This window comes from Collinsella sp. CLA-AP-H1 (assembly GCF_040092945.1).
Taxonomy (GTDB): domain Bacteria; phylum Actinomycetota; class Coriobacteriia; order Coriobacteriales; family Coriobacteriaceae; genus Collinsella.
Genome location: NZ_JBBNKO010000005.1, coordinates 84,062 through 109,778, shown reverse-complemented (window position 1 = coordinate 109,778; position 25,717 = coordinate 84,062). Strand labels below are relative to the sequence as shown.

Annotated in this window: 22 protein-coding genes; 9 read left to right on the top strand and 13 right to left on the bottom strand. The window is 58.8% G+C overall.

All coding sequences use genetic code 11. The features are described 5' to 3' along the window. Window positions 1–26: 26 nt before the first annotated feature. Complete coding sequence (locus AAAV44_RS04445; protein ID WP_349114753.1) at window positions 27–893, bottom strand: LysR family transcriptional regulator; 867 nt, start codon at window positions 891–893, stop codon at window positions 27–29. Window positions 894–1,051: 158 nt separating this feature from the next. Here AAAV44_RS04445 and AAAV44_RS04440 point away from each other — a divergent pair, with 158 nt between their 5' ends. After that, on the top strand, window positions 1,052–1,954 hold the full coding sequence (locus AAAV44_RS04440; protein ID WP_349114751.1) for a DMT family transporter: 903 nt from the start codon (window positions 1,052–1,054) through the stop codon (window positions 1,952–1,954). A gap of 88 nt (window positions 1,955–2,042) precedes the next feature. Then, the gene (locus tag AAAV44_RS04435; protein WP_349114750.1) at window positions 2,043–2,768 is read left to right on the top strand and encodes a uracil-DNA glycosylase; all 726 of its coding nucleotides are present in this window, start codon (window positions 2,043–2,045) and stop codon (window positions 2,766–2,768) included. Window positions 2,769–2,818: 50 nt separating this feature from the next. Here the strand turns inward: AAAV44_RS04435 and AAAV44_RS04430 are convergent, their stop codons facing one another. The 3 genes from AAAV44_RS04430 to AAAV44_RS04420 all read right to left on the bottom strand — a co-directional run bounded on the left by AAAV44_RS04430 (window position 2,819) and on the right by AAAV44_RS04420 (window position 6,001). Beyond that, window positions 2,819–3,499, bottom strand: a complete 681-nt coding sequence (locus AAAV44_RS04430; RefSeq protein WP_349114749.1) for an SDR family oxidoreductase — start codon at window positions 3,497–3,499, stop codon at window positions 2,819–2,821. A gap of 9 nt (window positions 3,500–3,508) precedes the next feature. Continuing rightward, a complete protein-coding gene (locus AAAV44_RS04425) occupies window positions 3,509–4,231 on the bottom strand; it encodes a VUT family protein (protein ID WP_349090899.1) in 723 nt (240 codons plus the stop codon). Window positions 4,232–4,387: 156 nt separating this feature from the next. After that, window positions 4,388–6,001, bottom strand: a complete 1,614-nt coding sequence (locus tag AAAV44_RS04420; RefSeq protein ID WP_055286676.1) for a peptide chain release factor 3 — start codon at window positions 5,999–6,001, stop codon at window positions 4,388–4,390. Between the two features lie 552 nt (window positions 6,002–6,553). On the opposite strand from AAAV44_RS04420, the gene AAAV44_RS04415 reads away from it, so the two are divergent. From AAAV44_RS04415 to AAAV44_RS04405, 3 genes are read left to right on the top strand one after another with little or no spacing between them, the layout of a single operon-like run. After that, window positions 6,554–6,934 (top strand): GntR family transcriptional regulator, encoded by a 381-nt coding sequence (locus AAAV44_RS04415; protein ID WP_349114747.1) that lies wholly within the window; start codon window positions 6,554–6,556, stop codon window positions 6,932–6,934. A gap of 23 nt (window positions 6,935–6,957) precedes the next feature. Continuing rightward, window positions 6,958–7,839 (top strand): ABC transporter ATP-binding protein, encoded by an 882-nt coding sequence (locus tag AAAV44_RS04410; protein WP_349114746.1) that lies wholly within the window; start codon window positions 6,958–6,960, stop codon window positions 7,837–7,839. Next, on the top strand, window positions 7,836–8,534 hold the full coding sequence (locus AAAV44_RS04405) for an ABC-2 transporter permease (protein ID WP_349114745.1): 699 nt from the start codon (window positions 7,836–7,838) through the stop codon (window positions 8,532–8,534). Before AAAV44_RS04410 ends, AAAV44_RS04405 begins: the two co-directional genes overlap by 4 nt. A 95-nt stretch (window positions 8,535–8,629) precedes the next feature. Here the strand turns inward: AAAV44_RS04405 and AAAV44_RS04400 are convergent, their stop codons facing one another. The 3 genes from AAAV44_RS04400 to AAAV44_RS04390 all read right to left on the bottom strand — a co-directional run bounded on the left by AAAV44_RS04400 (window position 8,630) and on the right by AAAV44_RS04390 (window position 11,053). Next, complete coding sequence (locus tag AAAV44_RS04400) at window positions 8,630–9,934, bottom strand: chloride channel protein (protein WP_349114744.1); 1,305 nt, start codon at window positions 9,932–9,934, stop codon at window positions 8,630–8,632. Window positions 9,935–10,059: 125 nt separating this feature from the next. Further along, a complete protein-coding gene (locus AAAV44_RS04395) occupies window positions 10,060–10,593 on the bottom strand; it encodes a TIGR00730 family Rossman fold protein (RefSeq protein WP_349114743.1) in 534 nt (177 codons plus the stop codon). 34 nt (window positions 10,594–10,627) lie between these two features. Continuing rightward, window positions 10,628–11,053 (bottom strand): potassium channel family protein, encoded by a 426-nt coding sequence (locus tag AAAV44_RS04390; protein WP_260699011.1) that lies wholly within the window; start codon window positions 11,051–11,053, stop codon window positions 10,628–10,630. Window positions 11,054–11,244: 191 nt separating this feature from the next. Between AAAV44_RS04390 and AAAV44_RS04385 the strand changes: the two genes are divergently transcribed. Together AAAV44_RS04385 and AAAV44_RS04380 are read left to right on the top strand one after the other, a co-directional pair. Next, window positions 11,245–14,049, top strand: coding sequence for a transporter substrate-binding domain-containing protein (locus tag AAAV44_RS04385; RefSeq protein WP_349114742.1), 2,805 nt, complete (start codon window positions 11,245–11,247; stop codon window positions 14,047–14,049). Between the two features lie 41 nt (window positions 14,050–14,090). Further along, window positions 14,091–14,570 carry a pyridoxamine 5'-phosphate oxidase family protein gene (locus tag AAAV44_RS04380; protein WP_349114741.1) on the top strand — a complete coding sequence of 160 codons (480 nt, stop codon included), beginning with the start codon at window positions 14,091–14,093 and terminating at the stop codon, window positions 14,568–14,570. Window positions 14,571–14,640: 70 nt separating this feature from the next. Here AAAV44_RS04380 and AAAV44_RS04375 read toward each other — a convergent pair whose 3' ends face one another. From AAAV44_RS04375 to AAAV44_RS04360, 4 genes are all read right to left on the bottom strand, one after another. Next, window positions 14,641–16,833, bottom strand: coding sequence for a response regulator (locus AAAV44_RS04375; protein ID WP_349114740.1), 2,193 nt, complete (start codon window positions 16,831–16,833; stop codon window positions 14,641–14,643). Continuing rightward, a complete protein-coding gene (locus AAAV44_RS04370) occupies window positions 16,830–17,699 on the bottom strand; it encodes a transporter substrate-binding domain-containing protein (protein WP_349114739.1) in 870 nt (289 codons plus the stop codon). Before AAAV44_RS04370 ends, AAAV44_RS04375 begins: the two co-directional genes overlap by 4 nt. Before the next feature lie 152 nt (window positions 17,700–17,851). Continuing rightward, entirely contained in the window at window positions 17,852–19,066 is a 1,215-nt protein-coding gene (locus AAAV44_RS04365) for an aminotransferase class I/II-fold pyridoxal phosphate-dependent enzyme (protein ID WP_349114738.1), read from the bottom strand. 111 nt (window positions 19,067–19,177) lie between these two features. Continuing rightward, window positions 19,178–19,915 carry a TrmO family methyltransferase gene (locus AAAV44_RS04360; protein WP_349114737.1) on the bottom strand — a complete coding sequence of 246 codons (738 nt, stop codon included), beginning with the start codon at window positions 19,913–19,915 and terminating at the stop codon, window positions 19,178–19,180. Window positions 19,916–20,056: 141 nt separating this feature from the next. On the opposite strand from AAAV44_RS04360, the gene AAAV44_RS04355 reads away from it, so the two are divergent. Further along, window positions 20,057–20,884, top strand: coding sequence for a TipAS antibiotic-recognition domain-containing protein (locus AAAV44_RS04355; protein WP_349114736.1), 828 nt, complete (start codon window positions 20,057–20,059; stop codon window positions 20,882–20,884). 51 nt (window positions 20,885–20,935) lie between these two features. Further along, on the top strand, window positions 20,936–21,181 hold the full coding sequence (locus AAAV44_RS04350) for a glutaredoxin (protein WP_227790181.1): 246 nt from the start codon (window positions 20,936–20,938) through the stop codon (window positions 21,179–21,181). Window positions 21,182–21,245: 64 nt separating this feature from the next. Here the strand turns inward: AAAV44_RS04350 and AAAV44_RS04345 are convergent, their stop codons facing one another. Both AAAV44_RS04345 and AAAV44_RS04340 read right to left on the bottom strand, forming a co-directional pair. Next, complete coding sequence (locus tag AAAV44_RS04345; protein ID WP_271746895.1) at window positions 21,246–22,199, bottom strand: tRNA-dihydrouridine synthase family protein; 954 nt, start codon at window positions 22,197–22,199, stop codon at window positions 21,246–21,248. A gap of 53 nt (window positions 22,200–22,252) precedes the next feature. Next, a complete protein-coding gene (locus tag AAAV44_RS04340) occupies window positions 22,253–25,507 on the bottom strand; it encodes an ABC transporter ATP-binding protein/permease (protein ID WP_349114735.1) in 3,255 nt (1,084 codons plus the stop codon). Window positions 25,508–25,717 lie beyond the last annotated feature (210 nt).

Here is a 25,717-nt window from a genome sequence, read left to right as displayed (position 1 = left end):
CACCGCACTCAACGCCACGCCAGTCATTAATTGACAATATGCGAGCTCATATAGTCGATAAAGCGCCTCGTGGCGATGGGCATGGTGTCCCAGCTGCGCCAGGCGGCCACCACGTCGCGCGAGGGAGCATGCACGATGGGCCGCACGCGAATATCGGCCTGCATGCCCTCCACAGTACGACGGTAGAGCATGCTCACGCCTAGGCCCTCCTCCACCATCGCCATAATGGTGTAGTCGTCGGTGACCTCGCTCGTCACGTGCGGCGACAGCCCATGCGCCGCGAATGCATCGAGCACCAGGCTCTGTTCGCCCTCATCCAGCAGCACAAACGGCTCGGACGCCAGGTCGGCGAGCGTCATCTTTTCCTTTGCCGCCAGCGGATGCGCGGCCGGCAACAATGCCACCAACTCGTCGTGATAGACCACGCGCTTCTCGAGCCCAGCGGTAAATCCGCGCGCCGTAAAGCAAAAGTCAACCACGCCATCGTGCACCCACTGGGCGTTGCGCGTGTAATCGCCCTGCTTGAGGGTAAAGTGCACACCCGGGTGCAGCGCTCCAAAGTCGCGGATCACACGCGGCAGCACGGTACGACTCACGTTGGTAAACGTCGCGATGCGAATATCGGTCGACGAAAGCCCCAGCAGCTCCTGGCGCTTGCCCTCGAGCTCGGCCTCGGCGGTCACAATCTGGCGCAGGTACGGCAGATATTGTTTACCGTCGCGCGTAAGCGAAACGCCCTGCTTTCCGCGCTCGATAAGCGTGGTGCCCAACTCGCGCTCGAGCGCCTTGACAGCCTGGCTCACCGCACTTTGCGTATAGCCCAGCTCGTCCGCCGCACGTTTCAGGCTGCCGCGATCGACCACCATACAAACAATCTGATACCGCGATGCCATCGTGCCTCCCCATCGATGTAGCCGTAAAACGTTTTGTCAGCGCTTTTCGCACCCACTTTAGCATTTCTTAATCATACTGAAGATACATTCGCTTTACTACATCCACATCTGAGAGCAGAATCCTTTTTACGAAACCGTTCTGTAACAAAAGGAGTCCCATGGATCGCAAAAAAGCAATCGCGCTCTCATTTTCCGTTCCCGTCGCATGGGGCTTTTCGTACCCCCTCATGAAGATCGGCATGGACAGCATGAACGCCACGAGCATCGTTGCGCTGCGCTGCATCATCGCCTTTGTTGCCTGCCTGCTGCTCTTCCACAAGCGCGCTTTCCGCATCAACCGCGACCTTATGGTCCGTGCCGCCATCATCGGCGCCATTATGGCAACCGAGCTCACCTGCATGTGCCTGGGCTCCAGTCTCACCTCTGCCTCCACTGCCGGCTTTTTGCAGAGCCTGACGGTCGTGATCGTGCCGTTTGCCAACGCAGCTCTGCTGCGTCGCGCCCCCGAGCGCAAGGTGCTCATCGGCACGGCTATCGTCACCTGCGGCATGCTGCTGCTCTCGGGCGCCGACTTTACCAGCCTGAATCCCGGCGCAATCATCATGCTGCTCTCGGCCTTTATCTATGCCAGCCACATTATCGTGGCCAAGCGCTTTGTCGAAGAAGTCGATCCGCTGTCCCTGGGCGTTTGGCAGCTGGGCTTTGGCGGTTTGTTCTCGGGCGTCGCGGCATTCACCTTTGGCGGCTTCACGCTTCCCAGCACGCCGGGCGAGATCGTGGTCGTCGTCGCGCTCGCGCTCATCTGCTCTGCCTACGGCTTTATCACCCAGACGCTCGTGCAGCCCCACGTGCCCGCCGAGACCACTGGCTTCGCCTTCTCGCTCGAGCCGGTCTGCTCCGCCATCTTTTCGTTCTTCTTGGTTGGCGAGGTCCTGAGCCCCATCGCCTTCTTTGGCGCCGCCCTCATCCTCACCGGCGTCATGGTGGCAACCGTCGAGCTCCCGCGCTTCCGCGCGCATGGACAGGCTCGCATGGCGGGAGCGCCCGAGCACGTCTCGTAGACCCCGCTCTTCATACAGCCGTGGCATAAAGGCAACCGGTGCGCCTTTACAATAGATGCAAACAGAGCATCTGACGTAAAGGAGCCCCATGGACGCCGCGACCCGCGACCGCAACATAGCAACCTGGTTGGGCGATGCGCCGCAGCCGGTATGTGACACGACGAACCAGCTGCTCGAGCGCATCGCCCTTTTGCGTGCCGAGCAGACCATCTACCCGGCACAAGACGACATCCTCAATGCCCTCGTCTACACGCCGGCCGACCAGGTCAAAGTTGTCATCTTGGGTCAGGACCCTTATCACGGACCTAACCAGGCCATGGGACTGTCGTTCTCGGTTCCCGTGACGCAAACCAAGTTGCCGCCGAGCCTGCGCAACATCTACAAGGAACTCAATGCCGATCTGGACTGCCCCATTCCCGCCACGGGAGACCTAACGCCATGGGCACAGCAGGGCGTCTTGCTCCTCAACACTACGCTCACCGTGCGCGAGCATGCCGCGAACTCGCACGCCAAACTGGGCTGGAGCACCCTGACCGACTACGTTATCGAACGCTGCTGTCGGCTGCCCCAACCGGTAGTCTTTTTGGCATGGGGCCGCTTTGCCCAGCAGATGGTCGAAGGCAAGCTCGCCGCGACCGGTGCGGGCAAGGCAACCGGCAAGTTCTGCCTGGCATCCACGCACCCCTCGCCGCTTTCGGCCAACCGTGCCACGGCAGAACTCCCCGCCTTTATGGGATCGCGCCCCTTCTCGGCAGCCAATCGGCTACTCGAACAGCACGGCTCGGCCCCCGTCAACTGGACTTGCCTCGGCTAAAAATCGATACATCAAAAACGCGCCCGACGGCTTTCCATCGGGCGCGTTTTCTATTCGGGCCAAATAAATTGTGTGCGACCGGCCTCGCCGCCATCGATCAGCAGACTCTGCCCGGTCATAAACCGGTTGGTCACGCCCACAAAGTAGATCCACTCGGCGATCTCTTGGGCGGTGGCCCAGCGCCTAAGCGGCGTGAGCTCCATAATCTGGTTCCACAGGTGCTCGTCTTCCATCACGCAACGGTTGAGCGGCGTGATAACGCCGCCCGGGTCCACACTGTTGGCGATGGCCTGCGGCGCCAGACGGTTTGCAAGGTTCTTGGTGTAGGCGATAACGCCGCCCTTGCTGGCGGCATAGGCGGGAAACTCCGATCCCGTATGCCCACTCGCCGACCCCACATTGACCACGGATTTGATAGTCGGCGCCGGCTTGGCGGCAAGCCCCTCCCCCACAAAGGCATAGCGCTCGGTCACGTTGATGGTGCCACACAGGTTGGCGGCGATGTCGTCGGCCGAATCCTGCGTACCGGCAACGTTCACGATTACCTGGGGTTCAAGGTCGTCTGGAAACGCGTCCGGCTTGCGGACATCAACGATCAGATGGCGGTAGCGCTCGTGTTCGATCGTCGATGGCAAAAGATCAAAGCCCACAACCTCGTGGCCCTCATCCAAAAAGCGCTGCACGCACGCGGCTCCGATACCGCCCGAAGCGCCCGTGATCAAAACCCGCATACTTGCTCCTTAGGCGGTTGCGTGGCGCTCGAGGTACTCGGAACCCACATTCTCGCGCTCCCAGCCGCGCACGACCTTATAGCCCACGGGGCTCAGGAAGACCTCGCACAGCAGCTCGGCGATGGCACCCGTCAGCGAGCACATAAGGACCTGCACCCAGGTCCAACCAAAGAACGTGTGGCTCACCACAATGGCAAAGACCAGGTTGTCGATAAACTGGCCAACACCCGTGGACACATAGGAACGGAAGGCAAAGCTCGCAAAGTTATTCTTCTTGAGCATACGGCCGAGCGACTGGTTGAGCGTGGAGTTAACCACGGCAGAGACGAGCATGGCCAGCGAAGAGCCCAGCACCACGTACCAGGTGCCGCCGATGGTGGCGTTAAGGGCGGTGTTGACCTCGATCATGCCCGTGTCGTAGTAGGCGCCCCACATGCCGGGCGTGAGCGAGCATGCCCAAAAGCACAGGCTCACGGCCAGGTTGACCAGCAGCGCGAGGATAGAGATTTTGATGGATGCCTTGGCGCCAAAGCGCTTGCAGATCATGTCCTGGCACAAAAACGAGACCCAGCTCACCACAAAGCCACAGTCGAGCGCCAGATACGGCAGGCTGATAAGCTCTTTGTTGGCCAGCAGGTTCATCATGATGACGCTCACGAAAAACAGCGAAACCGTTGCCGCGGGAATGCTCCGCAACAGGACCTTATAGTCCTCCATGACCTTCTTGATCATTATGTACTCCTTTGGTTTTAGGTTTAACGAGCAGGATATCGGACCCGAACTGCTCGGACGTCTCGGTCTTGAGACGACGGTGGGTATGATAGCCGCTCACACGGCATCAGGCAAGCAAACGGCGCGGCAGTCCCGCAGGGCCACCGCGTCGATGCGTTAAAAGGCCACGTTGCCAAACTCCGACAGGATAAGGTCGGGGTTGTGGTCGGTTGCCCAATCCACGTTCCACGGGCTCGTGAACAGCAGCAGCTTGCCGCCGCGCATGTCCTCGACGCGCAACGTGTCGCGCGTGAGCGAAAGGCCCGGGATATCGATGGTATCGGGGTCGTTCTGGATCCAGCGGATGTCCGTATAGGGCAGCGGCTGGCGACGAACCTCAACACGGTACTCGGCCTTGAGGCGGCGCTCGAGTACCTCAAACTGCAGCACGCCGACCACGCCCACGATGACGCTCTCCATGCCGGCACCCAGCTCGCGGAAGATCTGGATGGCGCCCTCCTGGGCAAGCTCCTCCATACCCTTGACGAACTGCTTGCGCTTGAGCGTGTCGACCTGCGTAATACGAGCGAACATCTCGGGGGCAAACGTCGGGATCTGCGGATACTGCACGTGGCGCTTGCCGGAGCACACGGTGTCACCGATGCTAAAGATACCCGGGTCGAACAGGCCCACGATATCGCCCGCGTACGCCTCGTCCACGATGGCGCGGTCATCGGCCATCATCGAGGTGCCCGTGGCAAGCTTAAGTTTGCGGTTGCCCTGCACGTGGAAGGCATCCATGCCGCGCTCGAACTTGCCCGAGCAAATGCGCACAAAGGCGATACGGTCGCGGTGGTTCTTGTCCATGTTGGCCTGGATCTTAAACACAAAGCCGCTAAAGTCGTCGCGGCAGGGATCGACCGGTTCACTGGTGAGCGTATCGGTATAGGCGCGCGGCGTCGGGGCCAGACGCAGGAACTCCTTGAGGAAGGGCTCCACGCCAAAGTTGGTGAGCGCCGAGCCAAAGAACGCCGGGCTCAGCTTGCCGCAGGCTACGGCATCCAAGTCGAGCTCGTCGCCGGCGCCATCGAGCAGCTCGATGTCGTCCATCAGGTTCTTATGGTTCTCCTCGCCGATAAGCTCGTCCATGGAAGGATCGCCCAGCTCGGCCTCGACCTCGGCGACCTTCTTGGTGGCGTTGGCGTGGCCGTCGCCCTCAAAGGCGATAACGCGACGGGTCTGACGATCGAACACGCCGCGGAAGTTGCGCCCGCTGCCGATCGGCCAGTTCATGGGATACGTATTGATACCCAGGACGTTCTCGATCTCTTCCATGAGCTCAAACGGATCGCGAGCCTCGTGGTCGAGCTTGTTCACAAAGGTGAAGATGGGAATGTGACGCAGCGTGCAGACCTTAAAGAGCTTTTTGGTCTGGGCCTCGACGCCCTTGGCGCCGTCGATGACCATGACCGCGGCGTCGGCGGCCATAAGGGTACGGTAGGTATCCTCCGAGAAGTCCTGGTGGCCGGGGGTATCGAGGATGTTGACGCAGGCGCCGTTGTAGGTGAACTGCAGAACCGAGGAGGTAACGGAAATACCGCGCTCCTTCTCGATGTCCATCCAGTCCGAGACGGCATGCTTGGCCGAGCTCTTGCCCTTGACCGATCCGGCGGTCTGGATGCTGCCGGTATAGAGCAGCAGCTTCTCGGTAAGTGTGGTCTTACCGGCGTCCGGGTGGCTGATGATCGCGAATGTGCGGCGCGACGAGATTTCATCCGACAGGCTTGCCATGCGGATCCTTTCTTGCATTGAGTGCATTACGTCGTTGTAACCGCACTATTGTAGCCGCGAAATCCCGCTCTAGGGCACCTATCAGGACAAATTCATCAGATGGGGCATGGGGTAGCAGTCGATGGCGGCACTCCGCAGCAGTTTGTCTCGATCTGTAACATCTAGACGGTTTTTGAACCTCTACCTGTTACAGATTTAGACAAACAGTTGGGCGTCCCAGAAAGATCTCAATCTGTAACATCTAGCCACTCAAAACGGGTCCATCTGTTACAGATTGAGATATAAGGATAGACGGGTGGCCAATGTCTCGATCTGTAACATCTAGCAGCCAATAACTTCTCCAGTTGTTACAGATTGAGACAACTAGGTGGGGCCCGCCAGCAAAATCTCAATCTATAACAGGTAGCCGTCCAAATCGGCTCCAGATGTTACAGATTGAGATGAACGAACGAGCGGACAATCCCTATTTACCTCTTGCATAACTGTGCATAGTGTATATATACTGTGCTTACCGGTTATATACACGTGTAGCCCAACAGCTAAGGAGCCGCTGTGGACATCATCCTATCCAATTCGAGCGATAAGCCCATCTACGAACAGATATCCTCGCAGGTCAAAGCTCAGATCCTTTCGGGCACGCTCGCTGCGGGAGCCAAACTCCCCAGCATCCGTGCACTCGCGAGCGATCTTGGCGTGAGCGTCATCACCACTAAGCGCGCCTACGCCGATCTGGAGCAGCTCGGCTTTATCTGCACCGTGCAGGGCAAGGGCTGTTTTGTCGCCGAGGGCAACCAGGAGCTTTTACGCGAAAACCAGCTCTGCCATATCGAAGAGCTGCTTGCGAAAGCGGCAAGCCAAGCCGAAGCCTTGGGCGTCACGCGCGACAAGCTGCACGAAATGCTCGACCTCGTAGCCCCCGAAACCATGCAGTAGCCATCTGCAAGAAAGGCTATACCATGCAAAAGTTGCTAGAACTCAAAGATATCTCACGCCGTGTGAGCGACCGCTTTTCACTGCGCGACGTCACGCTTGTCGTGGAGCCTGGCCAGATCGTTGGCTTTGTGGGCGCAAATGGCGCCGGCAAAACCACGACCATTCGCGTCGCGCTTGGGCTTATCAAACTCGATGCCGGCGAAGTGCACCTGTTTGGGCAGCGCTGTGGCGCCGACGCGCCCGATGAGACGCAGCGTTGTCTGCGTACTCGCGTCGGCCTCGTGCTGGACACGTGCCCCTTCCCCTCCACGCTCAAGGTGGGCCAGATCGAGTCGCTCGTAGGCCCGGCGTACCCCACGTGGGACCGCGAAACGTTCGCCGGATTCATCAACCGATTTGGCCTCGATTCCAAGACAAAGGTCAAGGACCTCTCCCGCGGCATGGGCATGAAACTGCAGCTTGCCTGTGCACTCAGCCACAATGCCAAGCTGCTCGTTTTGGACGAAGCCACCGCGGGCCTCGATCCCATGGCACGCGAGGAACTGCTTGATGAGCTGCTTGCCTTTGTCGCCGACGGCCAGCACAGCGTGCTGCTCTCGAGCCATATTACGTCCGACCTCGATCGCGCCGCCGACCGCGTCATCTGTATCGATAACGGTTCGATTGTGTTTGACCTGCCGCGCGAGGATATTACCGACCGCGCCGGCATCGCCCACTGCACCCAAGCGCAGGCCGCCGAGCTTATGGCTTGCGTCGAAGGCGCCCGTGCCGTCCACCACGCCTATAGCGTGGACGTGCTCGTGCCCAACCGTCGCGAAACGCTCGAGGCCTTCCCCGAGATTCCCTGCGATCGGGCAACCATTGATGACTATCTGCGCCTCATGCTGAAAGGGGCTTCGAAATGAAACGCGCCTTTATGTCCGAGCTCGCCATCGTTCGCACGCTCATCCCGAGCATCGCGGGCGTCGGCCTGTTCATATTCGTTGTGCTGACGCTTGCCAACACGTCGGGTGGCGACTCCGGCATGAGCGCCGGCGCCTGCGCCGTCAGTGCCATGTCGCCCATCCTATTCATGAACTCACTGGCCGGTTACGACAATCAAAACGGATGGGAACGCTATCGCGCAACGCTGTCCTTCTCGCGCAAAGACATCATCTGCGCACGCTACCTGAGCGTTATTGCCTTCTCCGCCGTCATGGCATGTGCAGCTACGCTTTTGAGTATCGTCGCCATCCCGCTCTTCAACAGCGCGGGCATTCCTTCGACGGGACAGACGGCCTTTGAAATCGCAATCGCCTCGGCAGCATCGATGCTCATCTCCCTCATGATGGTGTTTTTGGCGCAGCCGCTGTTCTTTCGATTTGGACACATGGAGGCGCTGCGCCTATCCGTTGGCCTGTTTGCCCTGCTTGGTTGCGGCACCATGGCCACGCTGAGCTCCTCCAACCCCATCAGCAACTGGCTCATGTCGATAGCCGGAGTGAATCCCGATCCTGCCGTTCTGGGCTGTCTGTGCGCAGGAATTGCCGTACTGGCCCTCGCGCTAGGTGCAATCAGCTGCACCGTCAGCACCAAGGTCTATCGAGCACGCGATCTGTAGCCGCGCGGAACTTGACCCATGCTGGCCACAATCGGTCGCAATCGCCCATCCGTAAATCCGTGACAAATGGCATGTCCCCGTCGCGCACCACCACGTTACTTGCGCAGCGGCTTGGGCAGCGGAATGCCGGCGGCGATGGCTGCGGCAATGATCATGCAGACGATGCCCTTGAGCGGGAAACACATAAGCAGCAGGCCCACAGCCATGACAGGCTGGCGCATGACGGCGCCCATCGTCGATGCCGTGCAGACGGCGACGCAAAAGACCGGATCTGCGCCGGTGAGGATGGCAAGGCCATAACCCAGGCTCACGCCCGAGAAGATAACCGGAAAGAAGTGGCCGCCGCGCCAGCCCATGTTGATGAGGGTGGGGGTCAGCATGGCCTTAACAAGACCGGTCGCGATGAGCACACCGGCGGGGATGGTCAGATAGGTTTCCATGAGCACGTCGGCCTGCGTCTCGCCGGCAAACATGGTGTAGGGCAGAGCCGTACCGCAGATGGCGAGCGCCAGACCGGCTAGCATGGCCTTGACGACAGGGCGCTCCCCTAGGGCATGGGACAGCGCCTCGCTTGCATGCTCGGAGACAAAGTACAGCCAACCGCATACGGTACCGACCAACGCCAGCGGAATGAGCCAGACAAGTTCCAGGTTGCCCACCTCGGCGGACTCGAACCTGGGCATGCCCATGCCGCCGCCCACAAGCTGACCAAGCAACAGGTAGGTGCCTAGACCGCCGGCAATCGCAATGCCGTAGACCACCGTCTTTTGCGCCTTGGGCAGCTTGATGGTGATCTCGCCGGACGCAGACTCATCGTCGGCGTCTTCGCCCTGGCCGTCGGCGCTACCGGCAAGCGGTGCCACAAAGCCAAAGACGGGTGCAGTAAAGAGCGCCGTCAGGGCAGCCTGGGTGCCCAGCAGCGTGAGCTCCCTAAACTCGGCGCCAAAGCGACGCATACGGTCGCCGACCCAGCTGCACAGGCCCGCGATAACGCCGGTCAGGCCGGCCTCCGGTCCAATACTTCCGCCAAACAGCAGCGGCAGCAATGCCGCGAGCGAAAGCTTGCCCAGGTTGTCGTACGGGTAGCGCCCGTCTTGCTTAACCTTAGCCATCACCTGGTTGAGGTCATCGGTCTTGGTGCCTGTCATCTTTTCGTACAGACCGATTAACAGGCCGCCCAGCAGGCAGACAAAAAACGGGTACGGCAAAAAGCCAAACGGGCCGCTGGCAAGCTCGGGCGAAGAGACGCCCAGCGCGTGCGGAATCTCGGTCCATAGATAGTCGATACCGTGCTCCATCGCAAAAAAGAACAGCCAGACCGCGGCACCTGCGAACGCACCGGTCACGGCAACGCTAACTAAAAAGAGCGCGCGGTTTGTGGGTTTGGCAAGGTTATCCATCGGGTCCTCCCGCGGTCAAAGTCGACATAGATACGTTTTATTGTAGAGCGAGTGTGGCCCAGACAAGCTAACCATCTGCGCTGCAAACGGCACCATTGGGAGCCATAGTGGGGCAGGCTCAAGACTTATCCGTTGATAATCGAGGCAATCTCGCGCAAGTCGTCGGCAAAGTAGATGCCGTGCTGGCGCCTCGAGCTCGAAAGTCCTTTATCAATCATGTGCCCGAGCAGCGCCTTGAGGTCGTTGTAGTAACCGTCCAGGTTATACAGGATGCACGGAGCACTCAGGTGTCCCAACGACACCGCGGACATGACCTCGGCAATCTCCTCGAGCGTGCCCGTCCCACCGGGAAAGGCGATGAACGCATCGCCGAGCTCAATCATCTTGGCCTTGCGCTCCGCCATATCGCTCGTCACGATGAGGTCATCGATACCGTCATGTTGAAACTCTGCCTCGATAAAAAAGCTCGGCTCAACACCCGTCACGTGTCCACCCGCCTCGAGTACGCTATCGGCGAGCGCACCCATCAGGCCCGACTTGGAGCCGCCGTATACCAGCGCGTGGCCGTTGGAGCCAATCCACGTGCCGAGCTCTCGCACTGCAGGCAGAAACACCGGGTCATTGCCAGCGTTGGCGCCCAGATACACGGTGATGTTCATATTTGCCCCCCTGTTGTGGCGCACGACGTTCGTCTTAGCGCTGGCGTCGACGATACTCGCGCACGCGACGCGAAAGATCGGCAAGCTCGTCGTGATCGAGCTCTTCCAAATGCTCCAGATCATCCATAAAGCGCGCCATGGTGTCCTTTTGACGCATCTTGATAAGCGTATTGCAGTAGTTCACCGCCACACCCGTGAGCATGGCGATGTAGAAGATGCTGATGACGCTCAGAATGACGGTAATGGCGCGGGCAACCGGTGTCTCGGCCGGAATGTCACCAAAGCCGATGGTCGAGACCGTCTCAAAGCTAAACCACAGGCCATCGCCAAACGTGAGGGTCGTGGGCTCGGACAGCCAAACGGCCGTCGAGCACAGCAGATAGAAGATAAGAAACAGGCCCGTGATGCGCGCAAAGCCAGCCTGGCGCAACACGTCGGCAAGCGTCCTCAACTTGTTCATCGCGACCCCTTTTCCCAGACGCCCAATCACGTTCGCTCGGTATTGTCCCACGCCTCCCCCGCAAACGAAACTAGTCATTTAAGAACGTCCCCAATGACTGCCGGGCGGGAGCGTTTAGCGGTGCAGCTGCCGACTGGGCAGGTTGAGCTGGTATCCTTATGCGGTAATGTCTCGATTCGTTAGGATTACATGTGAGAGCTGCCACTGTCCTTCGTTCAGTTATATATCGCACCCTGGCCATTGTGCTTGCCGCGCTTGCCGTGCTGAGTTCTATCGCGCCTGTCCAGGCTTTTGCCGATGACTCTAGTCAGCCAGTCAAGACGGTCCGCGTTGGTTGGCTCGTCAACAACGAGGGCTTCCAGGACGGCACCCCCGGCGAGCGTCTCTCGGGATGGGGTTACGAGTACCTCCAGACCCTGTCGTACTACACGCCCGGCTGGCGGTACGAATACGTCTCCGGCACCTTCACCGAGCTTATGGACATGCTCGAGGCGGGCGAAATCGACCTCATGCCCAACATCTCCTACTCCGAGGAACGCGCCCAAAAGCTGCTCTTTTCCTCGAACCCCGAGGGCACCGAGCGCTACTACATCTACGCCAAGCCCGATCGCGACGACCTGACCAAGGGTGACCCCCAAGCGCTCCAAGGCCTTACCATCGGCTACAACCCCGACGTTATGCAAACCTTCGTTGGCCAGCAGTGGCTCGCCAACGAAGGCATTACCTGCACATACAGGGAGTATGACGGGGGATCCATGCTCTTTGACGCGCTCGCAAACGACGAAGTCGATGCCGTCATCATGAACGACACCATTTCGTCGCCCGATGCCTCCCCCATGTTCTACGTTGGCTCGAGTGACTACTATTTTGCCGTCCCCAAAAGCCGCCCCGACCTGATGGACGACATCAATGCCGCCATGTCGGCAATCGCCCGCGTCAACCCACGCTATATCGACGAAGTCAAATCTAACTACTCGGCCCAAAACAGCGGTTCATCATCGCTCAACGGCCCCGAACGTTCCTGGCTCAAAGCAAATGACAACACCATCACGTTTGGCTACATTACGGGCAAACTCCCCTACTGCAACGAAGACGAAGACGGCAAAATGGAAGGCTCGCTCGCATCGCTTGCGACGACGTTGCACGATAAATTTGGCATTACGGTCAAAACCGTCGCCTTTGATAGCTACAAGATGATGTCAAAGGCCCTGTCAAAGGGAAGCATCGACGCTGCGCTGCCGGTATACCGAGATTACTGGTTTGCCGAGCAATCTGGCGTTGTGCAGTCGGTATCGTTGGGAACCGTGTCCCTCACCGCCATCCACACCGGCGGCAACCTGAACAAAGACCTTCAGAACATCGCCTGCACCAAATCATCGTTTATCAACCGAAATGTACTCGAAAGTCTGTTCCCCACAGCGACCGTGACCGAATACCAATCCGCCGACGAAGCGTTCGACGCCCTCAGGAAGGGAACGGCACACTGCATCGTCGCTCCCAGTTCACGTGTAAAAACCATCGGCGACCGTTATGATCTCGAAGGCTACGAGACGACCGAGCTCCCTGACACCTGTGAGCTCTCGTGCTGGATTTCGCGCGGAAAACCCGAGCTGTTGGGAATCATCAACAAGGTCATCATCAATGCCGGAGAATCGCTCTCCGCAAGCAATTACTCCTCCACGTCGTACACGGCCCAGGAATCCAACACGCTTCAATTCCTTTATCGCAACCGTGCCGCCGTTGCAGCTGCCCTCATCGGTATGTTGTCGGTCGGCATCGTCCTGCTCATCTGGGCACTCGTGCGCGCTCGAACCGAGCGCAAAAAAGCCGATGCCGCCAACGCCGCTAAGACGGCATTCCTCACGCGCATGAGCCACGACATCCGTACACCGCTCAACGGTATCCTGGGCCTTATCGAGATCGAGGAATTGAAGGAAGGCGATATCCAGGTCGCCCGCGAAAGCCGTGCCAAGGCGCGCGTTGCCGCCAATCACCTGCTCTCGCTGATCAACGACATCCTCGAGATGGGCAAAATCGAAGACCGCAAGCTAACACTGGAGCATACGCCTTTTAACCTCAAAGAGCTCTGTGACGATACACTGGTGCTGTGCAAGCTCCGCGCGTCCAGTAACGGCATCACAATGCAGGACAATAGTCTGCCGTACGCCACGGGGCCATACATGATCGGCAGTCCCACCCATATCCGACAGATCATGATCAACCTGTTAGACAACAGCATTAAGTACAACAAGCACGGCGGCTCCGTCACCTTTAGCTCAAAGACCAAGCCACTCGATAACGGGCGCGCTCTCTTTTGCTTTAGCGTTTCGGACACCGGCATTGGTATGACTCCCAAGTTTTTAAAGCATATCTATGAGCCGTTTGCCCAAGAAGGTGACGATGCGCGCAGCAAGTTCCAAGGAACCGGCATGGGCATGCCAATCGTCAAGTCGCTTATTGAACTGATGGGCGGCACGATTGAGATTTCGAGTGAGGTTGGCGTGGGGAGTACGTTCAACGTCCAGATTCCGCTCGATATCGACAAAGACCCTCAGGCAAGAGAACGCGCGGACGAGCAAGCAGACAGCTGCTCGCTTGCCGGCATGAACGTTCTTTTGGCAGAAGATAACGAGCTCAATGCCGAGATTGCCCAGGCGCTGCTCGAAAGCGAAGGCATTGTCGTAACTCGCGCCGCCGATGGCAACGAAGCGGTCGACCTATACGTTGGCCGTCCCGCCGGCAGCTTCGATGCCATTCTGATGGACATTATGATGCCGGACATGGACGGCTATGAGGCAACCCGCGCGATTCGCCTGAGCGAGAAGGTCGATGCAGCCGACATTCCCATCATCGCGCTCACCGCCAATGCCTTTGCCGAGGACGCCAAGGCGGCACACGACGCCGGCATGAACGCCCATCTGTCCAAACCGCTGGATTTTAACAAGCTCAAAAACATACTCGCCCGCATCAAGAAAAACGGATCCGTTTCGCTATAGTTTGTGCTCAACAACCATACGCAGCAGAAAGGACGCCAACGATGTTTAGGCCCTTACGTCGAAAGAAACGCGCCATCACCGACGAGGAAGCGCGCGAACTGCTCGCCACCTGCAAGCGCGGCGTCTTTGCCGTCAACGGCGACGATGGCTACCCGTACGCCATTCCCGTCAACTACTTCTTCGACGCCGAGCACGACAAGATTTATTTCCATGGCGCCAAGGCCGGCCACAAGGTCGACGCACTCAAGCGCGATGACAAGGTCTGCTTTACCGTTTACGGCAACGAGTGGTACAAGGACGGTGACTGGGCTCCCTACGTTATGAGTACCGTGGTCTTTGGCCGCTGTCGCCTGGCGAATGACACCCCCGCGTTTATCGAGGACAAAGTCCGCCAGCTCACCCTTAAGTACTACCCTTCCGCCGAGGAAGTCGAAGAGGAAATCGCCAAGGACATTAAGGGCGTCCAGCTCTACGAGATTACGATTGAGCATCTTTGCGGCAAGCAGATTCAAGAAAAGTAAGCCTCAAAAGCAAAACTCACAAATAGCAATATGGCCCGGTTCCAACCCACCTTGGAACCGGGCCATATGCTTATGAAGCGTCGGCAGCTATGTGCGCAAGCGCCTCAACGAGCTCCTGCGAGCTCACGGGTTTACTCAGGTGCGCGTCCATGCCCGCCTCGCGCGAAAGTCTGCGGTCGTCGGCAAAGGCGTTGGCACTCACAGCGATAATCGGCGTGGTCGCGGCATCCTCGCGATCGAGTGCTCGAATCCGACGCGTGGCCTCAAGGCCATCGATGCCAGGCATCATGATGTCCATCAACACCACGTCGTACTCGTGCGGTGCGCTCGCGGCAAACGCCTCAACGGCAGACTCGCCATCCTTAGCATGCGTCACGACGGCACCGGCACGGCTGAGCGTAAACTGCGCGATCTCGGCATTCAGATCGTTATCCTCTACGAGCAAAACGTGCAAGCCCTGGAGCGCATCGCCATCGCCCGCATCCGCGCGAACTGCCTGAGGAATCTCGGAGCGCTTGCATTTCTCAAACGGCAGGCGGATGGTAAACGTCGTCCCCTGCCCCAAGACGCTCGTAAAGCTCATGGTTCCGCCCATAAGCTCGACCAACTGTTTTGCGATAGGCGCGCCCAGGCCAGTTCCCGATGAAGCGCCTTCCACCTGTTGCTCCTCGCGGCAAAACGGCTCGTAGAGGTGCTGTTGGAACTCCTCGCTCATGCCAATACCGTTGTCGGCGATCGTGTATTCATAGACGGGGACGCCATCCGCTGGCTCCACCTCGCGGCACACCAGGCGAACATAGCCGCCCTGGCGGTTGTACTTGACGGCATTGCCGGCAATATTGAGCAACAAGCGCTTGAGGTGCGTCACGCTCACCCGAGCATAGGGATGATTAAGGGTCTGCTGGTCGCAGATAATTGTCACCAGACGCTCCTCGGCCTGGCGCTCCAGAATATCGCGCACCTCGTGGTTGAGGGTCGCCAAGTTTGTGGAAACAAGCTCCAGGTCGACCTGCCCGCTCTCCAGGCGACTCATATCCAGGGCCTCGTTGGCAAGGTCGAGCAGCAGTCCCGATGCTGTCCAGATTTTTGAGCGGCACTCGGTCTGCTTTTGCAGATCGTCCGCATTGGCATCGCCGACCTCGACCATGCCGCGAATGCCGTTGATGGGCGTGCGCAGATCGTGGCTCATGCGACGCAGAAACTCCGTCTTTGCCGAGTTGGCAGACGAGGCCTCACGCGCCGCCTTTGCCAGCTTGTCGCCATAGTCGCGCTCCTGCTGCAGCAAGTCCGTCAAACGTCGACGATCAGCGCGGCGACGCACCGTCACAACAACGGCTATAACACCGCCGTAGAGCACCAGCACGCCGGCGGCAACAGCCGCGGCGACCTCAAAGTAGCGCTGCGCCGAGGCATAGGTGTACACATAGAATTTGTGCGCTTTTCCAAATGTGCCCAAATACCACTCGCCGTCGGCGTTAACCAATCTGACCTTACCAGCCAGGCATCGATCCTTAATACCGTCGACAATGAAGACATCCGTCGCAGGCAGATCGAACACGCCCAATACGGTGGGTTCAACGGCATTGGTCGCAACGACCTTGCCGTCGCTTTCGATCACGATATTGCCGCTATCGATGGTTTCATAGCCATCAAGCAAGCTCTGCAGTTTGAGCGTATTGCTTGCAACTGCCTTCGCGCTCTGATGCCTTACTGCGACAACGATGCCCTCGTCATCCTGCCGGATTACGCAGCCAATGTCTGCGACCGAATCATCCGAAAGCGTAATGCGGGCGGTATAGGACTTAAGCGGATGGGCTGCCACCTCCAGCACGGGTGCTTCCTTGAGATACGTAGCGAGCGACTCGTAGCCCACGCCATCCGTCGAGGACTCGGACACCAAATTGCCCGATGCGTCCGTCACGATCAGTGCACTCACGTTGAACTGGTCAGCATATTGCTCCAACATGGCGTTATCCACCGAACCGTCGCGCTCCATATCGCGCGCTGCCTCTCCGGCAATCTCCATAACGCGTATCAGGTTTTTGGTCGTATAGGCGCTATTGAATGCATCGTAGGAAAGGCTCTGCGTCGCCACGTAATCGACAACGTCGGCAAAGCGCTGCTCGGCTTGGGCCGTCATGTAACCGTAGCTCATCATGCCGGCAGCAACCGAGAGCACTATCCCCAGCAGAGCGACAAGGAGCCATGCCCCTGCCGAACGATTGCCCCGCTCCTCTACGGCGTGGTCAGGCGCATCGATCATGACAGACCCTCCACATTCAAAAATGGCGAAGGGTCATCGAAGTACTTTGACACCAGGCGTTCCATGGTGCCATCGGCAAGCATTTCTTGGTAGGCATGAGTGAGCTTGACGTCGATGCCGCGCATATCGTTGATATCGAAAGCGGTGCCCAAACCAACCTCTAGCAGCGGCTCATCCAAAATGCGATACGTTACGCCATAGTCTTTTTCGTAGGTGAGCAGCAAGGACTCATGCGCGGCGATGGCGTGGACCAGGCCTTCGACGAGCGCCGGGTTCAGGCATGAACGGTCCGAAAAGCAGTAGAGTTCCTTGATCTGCGGAACGCTTTCATTTGTGCGATTGAGCAAAATGCCCTCGGGCTTGGTGGTGGACTGAACCGCCACGATCTTATCCTCAAGATCGGCAAGCGTGTAGATATCGCTCTGGGGATCGACCGCGACCACCTGGCGGCTCGCAAGGTACGGGCCGGCCCAACGATACTCGTTTTCGCGACCCGTCATGCTAAAGCTACCCATAACACAATCGAGCTCGCCGCTCGCCAGCAGTTCGTTCTTCTTTTCCCAGTCGATCAGCTGGTATTTTGGCTTGTAACCAATGCGGGCCAACGCCTCGGTCAATATCTCGACATCCAGGCCAACAATATCGCCGTACTCGTCGGTATACACAAACGGTGGGTAGAGGTCGCTTCCGACGTTGAGCGTCTTAAGGTCGTCGTCTTTGGCCTGCGAGGCATCCAGACCTTCTAATGCAGACGTCGAGGCTCCGTCATTCGACCCGGAACAGCCGGCTATCGCTACGGCAAAGGCGCACGCCACCGCAAGCGCGACAAACAACGAAATGGCAACCGAGCGACGGGGTCTTTTCATCGAGCTCCAGACGATCCTGTTTACATGTTTACAGACTGAAATGGTTAAAGATAATAGCAAACGAAACCACTCGAGTGCCCAATGGTTACAGACGTTCTACCATGCGGGGCCTTCTAGCCGACTTGGCAGAAGGCCCCGCATGCAGCGCACACTTACCGTGCATTAAAAACGTAGCGGTCCAGGCGGTCGCACGCTTCCCTCACGCGCGAAAGCGGCAGCGCCAGATTCACGCGAATGTGGCAGGGTCCATGGAACGGGCGGCCGTCCTGATACCCCACGCCCACGCGCGCCCCCTCGTCGAGCAGCCACTGAATATCGCGGCCATGCTCGCGGCACCACTCGGTGCAGTCAATAAACACCATGTACGTGCCCTGCGGACGTGAAAACGCGACGCCCTTCCAGTGTTTTTCTGCATACGTGCAGAAGTACTCGATATTGCCGGCAAGCACCTGGTTGAGCTCGTCCACCCACTCGTAGCCCTGCGGCTGGTAGGCACCGATAAGCGCATGCATGGAGAGGACATTCATTTCGTTGTAGTGGGTCTTGTTGGACACGGTGCACATGCGGTCGCGCAGCGTCTCGTTGTAGACAATGTGGTAGCTGCCGACCAGACCCGCCAGGTTGAACGTCTTGCTCGGCGCATAGAGGGCAACCGTGCGCATGCGGGCATCCTCGCTCACCGACTGCGTCGGGATGTGCTTGTGCCCCGGCAGGATGATATCGGACCAAATCTCGTCCGAGATCACCACGCAATCGTGCTGGCGATAGATGTCCATGGCGCGCTCAATCTCGTCGCGCTCCCATACGCGGCCGCAGGGATTGTGCGGCGAGCAGAACACCGCGGCATGGATGTGGTTTTGGGCGAGCTTGTGCTCCATGTCCTCAAAGTCCATACGCCACACGCCCTGGTCGTCGAACTTAAGCGGGCTGTGGACAATGCGATAGCCCGCGGCCTCAATGGACTTGGTAAAGCCGATGTAGGTAGGGCTGTGGACCAGCACCGCATCGCCTGGTTGGACATACGCGCGCAGCGTCGACACGACACCGCCCAGCACGCCGTTTTCGTAGCCGATATGCTCAGGTGCCAAGCCCTCAACGCCGTTGCGGCGGCTCTGCCATTCGATGATGCGGTCGAAATACTCGGGGCGCGGATTGAAATAGCCAAACATGGGGTGCTGGGCACGCTGAATGATGTGCTCCTGGACCGTGGGCACCGTGGCAAAATTCATATCGGCCACCCACATGGGGATGCGGTCGAAGCCCTCGTCGGGTGCGTTCGGGGCCATACCGGGGATCTCACCCCAAGAGTCAACAGCGATAGAGTCCATGCCGTGGCGGTCGATAAGCGAGCTAAAGTCGTATTTCATGCTGAGCTCCCGTACAAAGTGATTGTTTTGGTAGGCGTTATTGTCCACCAGCGTGGGCGGTTTTGGCGCGGGGTTTGGCGCTTAATTTGACGGGTGCGGACGAATGGCTGGTTAGTCTTGCGCGTCGTTGACGGCGACCACGGTTAGCTGGGTTTTATCGACCGTAAAAGATATGTCGAGCCCGGCAAAGGCCAGGTGATAGACGCGGTTTGGCTCGTACTTGCTGCCTGCGCGGCGCGGGTCTTGGCGAAGGACCTCGACCAAGCCGGGGAGCTTTGCGGGCGAGACCATATCCTGCAGCGCCTGCGGAAACTCAACATCGAGCTCTTGCCACGGAGCATCCTCAATCCAGCCGCCCGTTGCATCCGGGTGGCAGTCCGCAAACGGAATGTAGGGCTTAATGTCGTAGATGGGCGTGCCGTCGCGCAGATCGGCCCCCAGCACATGGATGATGGGGCCGTCGTCGGTAAGCTCGACGCGATCGAGCTTGACGCAGGTAAGCCCAATGGGATTAGGGCGAAACGGACTGCGCGTGGCAAACACGCCCACACGTTCGGCTCCACCCAGACGCGGCGGACGCACGGTTTTCGACCATTTTGCGTTGGCGCCGGACCTGTCCTGCGTTTTGGCATCGGCGGCTATGTCCTTAGCCGTGCCGCCGGGCGTACCGTTTTCGAAGCGCCACAGCAGCCATAGGTGAGAGAAGGAGTCCAGACCCTCAACCGCTGCATTGGAGGCAAATTCCGGCTCAAAAACGATGCGTCCCTGCAGATGAGGCGCCAAAAAGCTGTTGCGCGGAATGCCGAACTTCTGCGGCAGGTCGGTATGTATGCGTGCGATAGGTTCCATGCCGGTCATTGTACGGCATGGAGGCGTGGGGCGTTGCGCGCAATTCTTCGCCGCGGTCCCCCGTCGTGCAACCAACGGTTGCTTGGAAGGGCGCCTGCCGCCGCGTATGCTTAAGCCATCAACCAGCAGAAAGGAGCCGCTATGGCCTTTGCAGAAAAGCTCATTGCTGTCCGTCGCGCCCATCACCTTACCCAAGAGCAGCTTGCCGCTAAGCTCTTCGTCACACGCCAGGCCATCAGCCGGTGGGAGCGCGGCGAGGTCACACCGGGCATCGACATGATGAAGCTCATCGCCGCCGTAACCGGAGAACCGCTGTCCCACCTGCTCGAAATGCCTGAGCACTATTGCCAGAGCTGCGGCATGATACTCACGCCCGACGACTGCGGCACCGATGCCACGGGCACCGCGACCGATCATTACTGCAAGTGGTGCTACGACCACGGCAAGTACACCTATGACACCACCATGGAGGCAATGATTGAGGATTGTGCCCCGCGCCTGGCACAAAACACCGGCATGTCGCTCGACGAAGCCGTCTCGCTCATGGGCGCCGTCCTGCCGCAACTGGAGCGCTGGCGCACCGTGCAGGAAAACGAGGCGCGCTACGGTGCCGAGGCGCGGGCGCGCTACGGCGATGAGGCTATCGATGCAGCAAACGAAGCGTTGCTGGACATGGACCCCGAGACATGGAACGACATGAAGGAACTTGAACGCGCTATTCTGGGCCAGCTCTCGATTGCCATGGGCATTGGCGACCCAGAGAGCAACGAGGCTCGTAAGCTTGTCGCGATGCATCGTCGCTGGATTGCTCTCAACTGGGGATGCGAGCCCCAAGACGAAGCATACCTGGGCCTCGCCCACGGCTATCTTGCCGACCAGCGCTTTGTTGACTACTACGACAAGCCCTGCGGCACCGGAGCCACGGCGTTTCTGGTACAGGCCATTGAGTCGTCGTTGACGCGTGCATAGACCGCGGCGGCTTTGGGTATTTCAATCGAAACCTCAACCGATTGGAGACCCATGGCTACTGATCATGAGCTCGTGCTCTACGTTATGACCGGCTGCCCGTATTGCATAAAGGTCAAGCGCTTTTTGGCCGATAGCAGCGTGACCATTCCCGAACGCAATATCTCGACCGATACCGAAGCCGAGCAGACACTCATCGCCGTCGGCGGAAAACGCCAGGTTCCCTGCTTGTTCATCGACGGCAAGCCGCTCTACGAGTCAAGCGACATCATCGCATGGGTGCAGGAAAACCTGCTCTAGTGCAACATAGTCATTGGGGACGTTCATAAATGACTAGTCGTTAAAGAACGCCCCCGATGACTAGTTAGCCGTGGAAGCGAGCTGTGGGTGCAAGCGGCTGTTCACGAAAGACGCGCTCGACGGCAGCGCGGTATTCGTCGACCTTTTTGGTCTTGCGTACGATCTTGTGGACGGTAGCGGGATCAGCGAAAGCGCACTTGGCGTAGAACCACCACTCCTTCATGCGGAAGACCGCATTGCCGCCAATCTCTTCTGCATATGCCGCAAACAGCGTGTCGTGGAAGCGCTGCAGCTCAGCAGCCGTTGCAGCAGGGCCGCCCTTGACCATGCGAGCCAGAGCGGGGTTCGCGAGCAGGCCACGCCCCAACATCACATGGCGCGTGCCGGGATAGGCCTCCACCAGCGCGTCCATATCCTCAAGATCAAAAATGTCACCGTTATAGGCCACGGGGAACGGCGCACGCTCCAGCGTCTCGCCATAAAACTCTTTGCGCGGCGAGCCCGTATAGCGGTCCTTCTGTACGCGCGGGTGCACAATCAGCTCTGCCAACGGCATGCGGCAATACAGATCGAGCACACGTTCATACTCGTCATCGCGTTCCAACCCCAGCCTGGTCTTTACCGATACCGGCAACGGCGACCGCTCGCACACATCGCTTAAGAACGCCTCGAGCTCGTCGAGATTGCGCAAGAAACCCGAGCCCTTGCCCTTGGCGACAACCGTTCCCGAAGGGCAACCCAAGTTGAGATTGACCTCGCGGTAGCCCATGTCGGCGAGCACCTGTGCCGCCCACACAAACTCGTCCGCGTTCTTGGACATCAGCTGAGGCACCACGTTGAGCCCCTGGTTATTGGCAGGATCAATCTCCTTAAACGCCTTGCCGCCAAAGCGGTTTCCCACCCGCGGCGGCGGCAAAAACGGCGTGTAATAGCAATCGAGCGCGCCGAAGCACTCCGCATGCACGCGACGGAACACATGCCCGGTAATCCCCTCCATAGGGGCCAACGATAGAATCATCTACTCTTCTCTCATATCAACGAACGTGGCAAAGGGACTGCCCCTTTGTCACATTATTCGGAGCGCAGGGCCTCCACGGGATCCTTCCTGGACGCGCTACGGGCCGGCAGCAGGCCAGCAACGACCGTCAGCAGCACCGAAATTGCAATGAGCACCAGCGCATCCTGCACGGGCAGACTCATTAGGTTGGGGACCTGTTTGGCCGCAAGCGCCCAAGCATTGACCGGGAAGCTCACGGCCACCACGACGACAACAGCAAAGACGCCGGCAATGAGGCCCTCGATAAAGGTCTCGGCGTTGAACACGTTTGCCACGTTACGCTTCGACGCGCCAATCGCACGCAGAATGCCAATCTCCTTTTTGCGCTCCAGCACGCTGATGTACGTGATGATGCCGATCATGATGGAGCTCACCACCAGGCTGATACTCACGAATGCGATGAGCACCAAGCTGATGGTGTTCACGATGTCGGTCACCGAGCCCATGATGATGCCCATGTAGTCGGTGTATGAGATTGCCTGTTCATCGTGGCCAGAGGCTTTGACCTGCTTGTTGTACGCGTCGATGTGATCGAGCACGCGCTCCTTGGCCTCAAAGTCGCGCGGGAAAATCTTGACCGAGATGGGGTCTGCCTCGTCCGCATAGCCCAACGTGGTCAGATTGTTGTCGTAGGTGAGCTTCGACGCCTTGGCATAGCTCATCATGAGCGAGCTCAGGTCCTCGGCGTCCATGTTGAAATGGATAGCACGAGCAAAGGCACTCGCATCCACGCGCATGGCGCTCGCCAGGTTAGCAAAACTCGAAGACATCTGCGTCGCCATCTGGTCCATAAGCCCTGCCGCGCCCGCCTTGAGCTGGGATGATACCGTCGACGCTATCTGCTCGCTGATTGCCTTCATCACCTGATCCATAGCCTGCTGCAGATACGGAGCCAGCTGCTTTTGCACATAGTCGCTCATCGCCCGCTGCAGACGCTCGACCAGGGCATCGCCACCGAGTGCCTTGAGCTGAGCCAGGTATTGCTGGGCTGCGGCATCATTCTCAAGATACGTCGAGAATGCGGCGGCGAGCTTTGACGCGTCCTTAAGATCATCGGGCGTCAACGCCTTAAACTGATCAGACTGCAAAAATCCCTCAAACAGCTGGTTGGCAAGCGTTCCCACCTGCTGCATTTGCTCGGGCGTGAGTTCCAGACCGTCAAAGATACCCGAGAGATCTGGGGTTGGCGCTTTTGCCATGATGTCGCTGAAGTCGATGTCCTTCCCAACACCCGAAAGGTCGATATCCAACCCGGACAAGTCAAGACCCGACAGGTCCATACCGCCGCCTGCACCCGAGAGTGCAGACGTATCGAACGAGAATGCGCTCTTGAGCGCCGCCTCGTCCACACTGAACATACTGCCCAGATCCACGCCCTGTTTTGCCTCGCCCTGCAGTTCATCGAAAGATTTGCCCGTAAAGACATCCGTCTCGGGGTGGGCAAGCTGCTCCTGCACAATCTGCGAATCGGCGGCGCGCTCCATAAGCTGGCGAGTCAGTGCATGCGTATAGGCAATGCCCGGGGTCAATGCGCTCGCGTTGGCCGTCTCGTTAGGTCGCACCACGCCCACAATGCGCACGTCAATACCGTCGGCAACCTTGGCCGTCATAAAGTCGGCATCGTCAGACATGTCAGTCCACATGCCGGTCTCTTCGTTTTTGCGATACGCATCGGCCGGCGACAGCACCTTAAACGTGGTAGACAGCGCATCGTCGTAGGTAAAGTCGGTGCCGGTCTCGGGCGTTTCGACCCCACCGTCAGCCGTCATAGCGCTGTTTACCAGATCGTTAAGCTCATTGATATCCAGCGCACCGATGCTGTAGAGCGTGTAGTCGCCCACCGTGCCGCGGCTCGAAAGCACCATTACGGCTTCGTTGGCGGACGTGGGCCAATGACCGGCGACGACATCGTACTGGCTGTCGAGCAGGCTCTGGTCGTCGATCATCTCGTTAAAGACCGAGGTTCCCATGGATTCCATGCTCACCGTTGCCGCCGAGCTCGCGCCTCCGCTCATGGCCTCGGTCATGGCGTTGGGAACAAGCCGAACGGGTTTCTCGTCACCCTTACCCGCACGATAGACAACCGGCGTCACACCGTAGCCGTACTGGATGGCGTTGACCTCTTTGTCGATGCCGTCGCCGCCGTCGTCAAGCCATGCCTTAAAGCTCGTCATGTCGTTGGACTTAACGCTCGCAAACATATCCTTTACGGCCGTGACCACAGGAATCTTATCGGTTCCCTGAGCCTTGCCGCCGGCACTGTCGTCGGACGAATCCACGTTTTCAGACGAGCCATCATCCGCAGTTCCCTGCCCGCCCATCATGGACGACAGGTCGTAATCCTGCTTGGAAATGGTGAGCGGGTAGCTCGAGAGCGTATCCTCCTCGACCTTTTTGATGTAGCCGTTTACGCCGTTGGACAGCGCCAGAATCGCCGCGATACCGATAATGCCAATCGAGCCCGCAAAGGCAGTCATGGCCGTGCGGCCCTTCTTGGTCATGAGGTTTCGGGCAGAAAGCCCCAGCGCCGTCACAAAGCTCATCGAGGTTTTGCGCGTAGGCTTTGCCTCGCGACGCGTGGCCTTGGCAGCATCGAAGGGATCGGAATCGTCGGTGATCTTGCCGTCCGTCAGATTGACGATGCGCGTGGCATATTGGTACGCCAACTCGGGATTGTGCGTGACCATGATGACCAGGCGGTCGCGCGCCACGTCCTTGAGCAGGTCCATGACCTGTACGGATGTCGTTGAATCCAAAGCGCCGGTCGGCTCGTCTGCCAGCACAATCTCGGGATCGTTGATCAGGGCGCGGGCAATGGCCACGCGCTGCATCTGTCCGCCCGAAAGCTGGCTCGGGCGCTTGTTCACGTGCTCGCCCAGGCCAACTTTCTCCAACGCCTCGCGCGCACGCTGGCGGCGCTCGGCATGCCCCACGCCCGTAAGCGTGAGCGCCAGCTCCACGTTTTCCAAAATGGTCTGATGCGGAATGAGATTATAGCTCTGGAACACAAAGCCGATGCGGTTGTTGCGATAGGCATCCCAATCGCGATCGTGAAAATCCTTGGTCGAAATACCGTCGATCAGCAGGTCGCCGGAATCGAAATGATCGAGCCCACCGATAACGTTGAGCATCGTGGTTTTACCCGACCCCGAAGGTCCCAGAATGGCCACGAACTCGTTATCGCGAAAAGACAGGCTTACGCTGTCGAGCGCCACCTGCGTAAACGACTGCGTAACGTACCTTTTGCAAATACCTTTGAGCTCCAACATGGACGGCAACCTCTCCCACGCGGGCGCACTTGCCCGCTCTCCCCCGTCGTTCGTATTCGACGCGTTTGTCCTACTCTATCCCCATTTTTTGCCGGAGCCAGTGAGGAATGTAACGAAGCGTGCCAAAAAACGAACGGGACGGCGCCCAAAAGAAGAGGTCCCGAGCGGGACCTCTATATGGTGGAGTTTATCTTGAAAGGTAGCGGACTA

What these genes read in the sequence shown, in the direction of transcription:
- AAAV44_RS04445 (WP_349114753.1), bottom strand. Translation starts at nt 893, where the DNA reads ATGGCATCGCGGTATCAGATTGTTTGTATGGTGGTCGATCGCGGCAGC.
- AAAV44_RS04440 (WP_349114751.1), top strand. Translation starts at nt 1,052, where the DNA reads ATGGATCGCAAAAAAGCAATCGCGCTCTCATTTTCCGTTCCCGTCGCA.
- AAAV44_RS04435 (WP_349114750.1), top strand. Translation starts at nt 2,043, where the DNA reads ATGGACGCCGCGACCCGCGACCGCAACATAGCAACCTGGTTGGGCGAT.
- AAAV44_RS04430 (WP_349114749.1), bottom strand. Translation starts at nt 3,499, where the DNA reads ATGCGGGTTTTGATCACGGGCGCTTCGGGCGGTATCGGAGCCGCGTGC.
- AAAV44_RS04425 (WP_349090899.1), bottom strand. Translation starts at nt 4,231, where the DNA reads ATGATCAAGAAGGTCATGGAGGACTATAAGGTCCTGTTGCGGAGCATT.
- AAAV44_RS04420 (WP_055286676.1), bottom strand. Translation starts at nt 6,001, where the DNA reads ATGGCAAGCCTGTCGGATGAAATCTCGTCGCGCCGCACATTCGCGATC.
- AAAV44_RS04410 (WP_349114746.1), top strand. Translation starts at nt 6,958, where the DNA reads ATGCAAAAGTTGCTAGAACTCAAAGATATCTCACGCCGTGTGAGCGAC.
- AAAV44_RS04405 (WP_349114745.1), top strand. Translation starts at nt 7,836, where the DNA reads ATGAAACGCGCCTTTATGTCCGAGCTCGCCATCGTTCGCACGCTCATC.
- AAAV44_RS04400 (WP_349114744.1), bottom strand. Translation starts at nt 9,934, where the DNA reads ATGGATAACCTTGCCAAACCCACAAACCGCGCGCTCTTTTTAGTTAGC.
- AAAV44_RS04395 (WP_349114743.1), bottom strand. Translation starts at nt 10,593, where the DNA reads ATGAACATCACCGTGTATCTGGGCGCCAACGCTGGCAATGACCCGGTG.
- AAAV44_RS04390 (WP_260699011.1), bottom strand. Translation starts at nt 11,053, where the DNA reads ATGAACAAGTTGAGGACGCTTGCCGACGTGTTGCGCCAGGCTGGCTTT.
- AAAV44_RS04380 (WP_349114741.1), top strand. Translation starts at nt 14,091, where the DNA reads ATGTTTAGGCCCTTACGTCGAAAGAAACGCGCCATCACCGACGAGGAA.
- AAAV44_RS04375 (WP_349114740.1), bottom strand. Translation starts at nt 16,833, where the DNA reads ATGATCGATGCGCCTGACCACGCCGTAGAGGAGCGGGGCAATCGTTCG.
- AAAV44_RS04370 (WP_349114739.1), bottom strand. Translation starts at nt 17,699, where the DNA reads ATGAAAAGACCCCGTCGCTCGGTTGCCATTTCGTTGTTTGTCGCGCTT.
- AAAV44_RS04365 (WP_349114738.1), bottom strand. Translation starts at nt 19,066, where the DNA reads ATGAAATACGACTTTAGCTCGCTTATCGACCGCCACGGCATGGACTCT.
- AAAV44_RS04360 (WP_349114737.1), bottom strand. Translation starts at nt 19,915, where the DNA reads ATGGAACCTATCGCACGCATACATACCGACCTGCCGCAGAAGTTCGGC.
- AAAV44_RS04355 (WP_349114736.1), top strand. Translation starts at nt 20,057, where the DNA reads ATGGCCTTTGCAGAAAAGCTCATTGCTGTCCGTCGCGCCCATCACCTT.
- AAAV44_RS04350 (WP_227790181.1), top strand. Translation starts at nt 20,936, where the DNA reads ATGGCTACTGATCATGAGCTCGTGCTCTACGTTATGACCGGCTGCCCG.
- AAAV44_RS04345 (WP_271746895.1), bottom strand. Translation starts at nt 22,199, where the DNA reads ATGATTCTATCGTTGGCCCCTATGGAGGGGATTACCGGGCATGTGTTC.
- AAAV44_RS04340 (WP_349114735.1), bottom strand. Translation starts at nt 25,507, where the DNA reads ATGTTGGAGCTCAAAGGTATTTGCAAAAGGTACGTTACGCAGTCGTTT.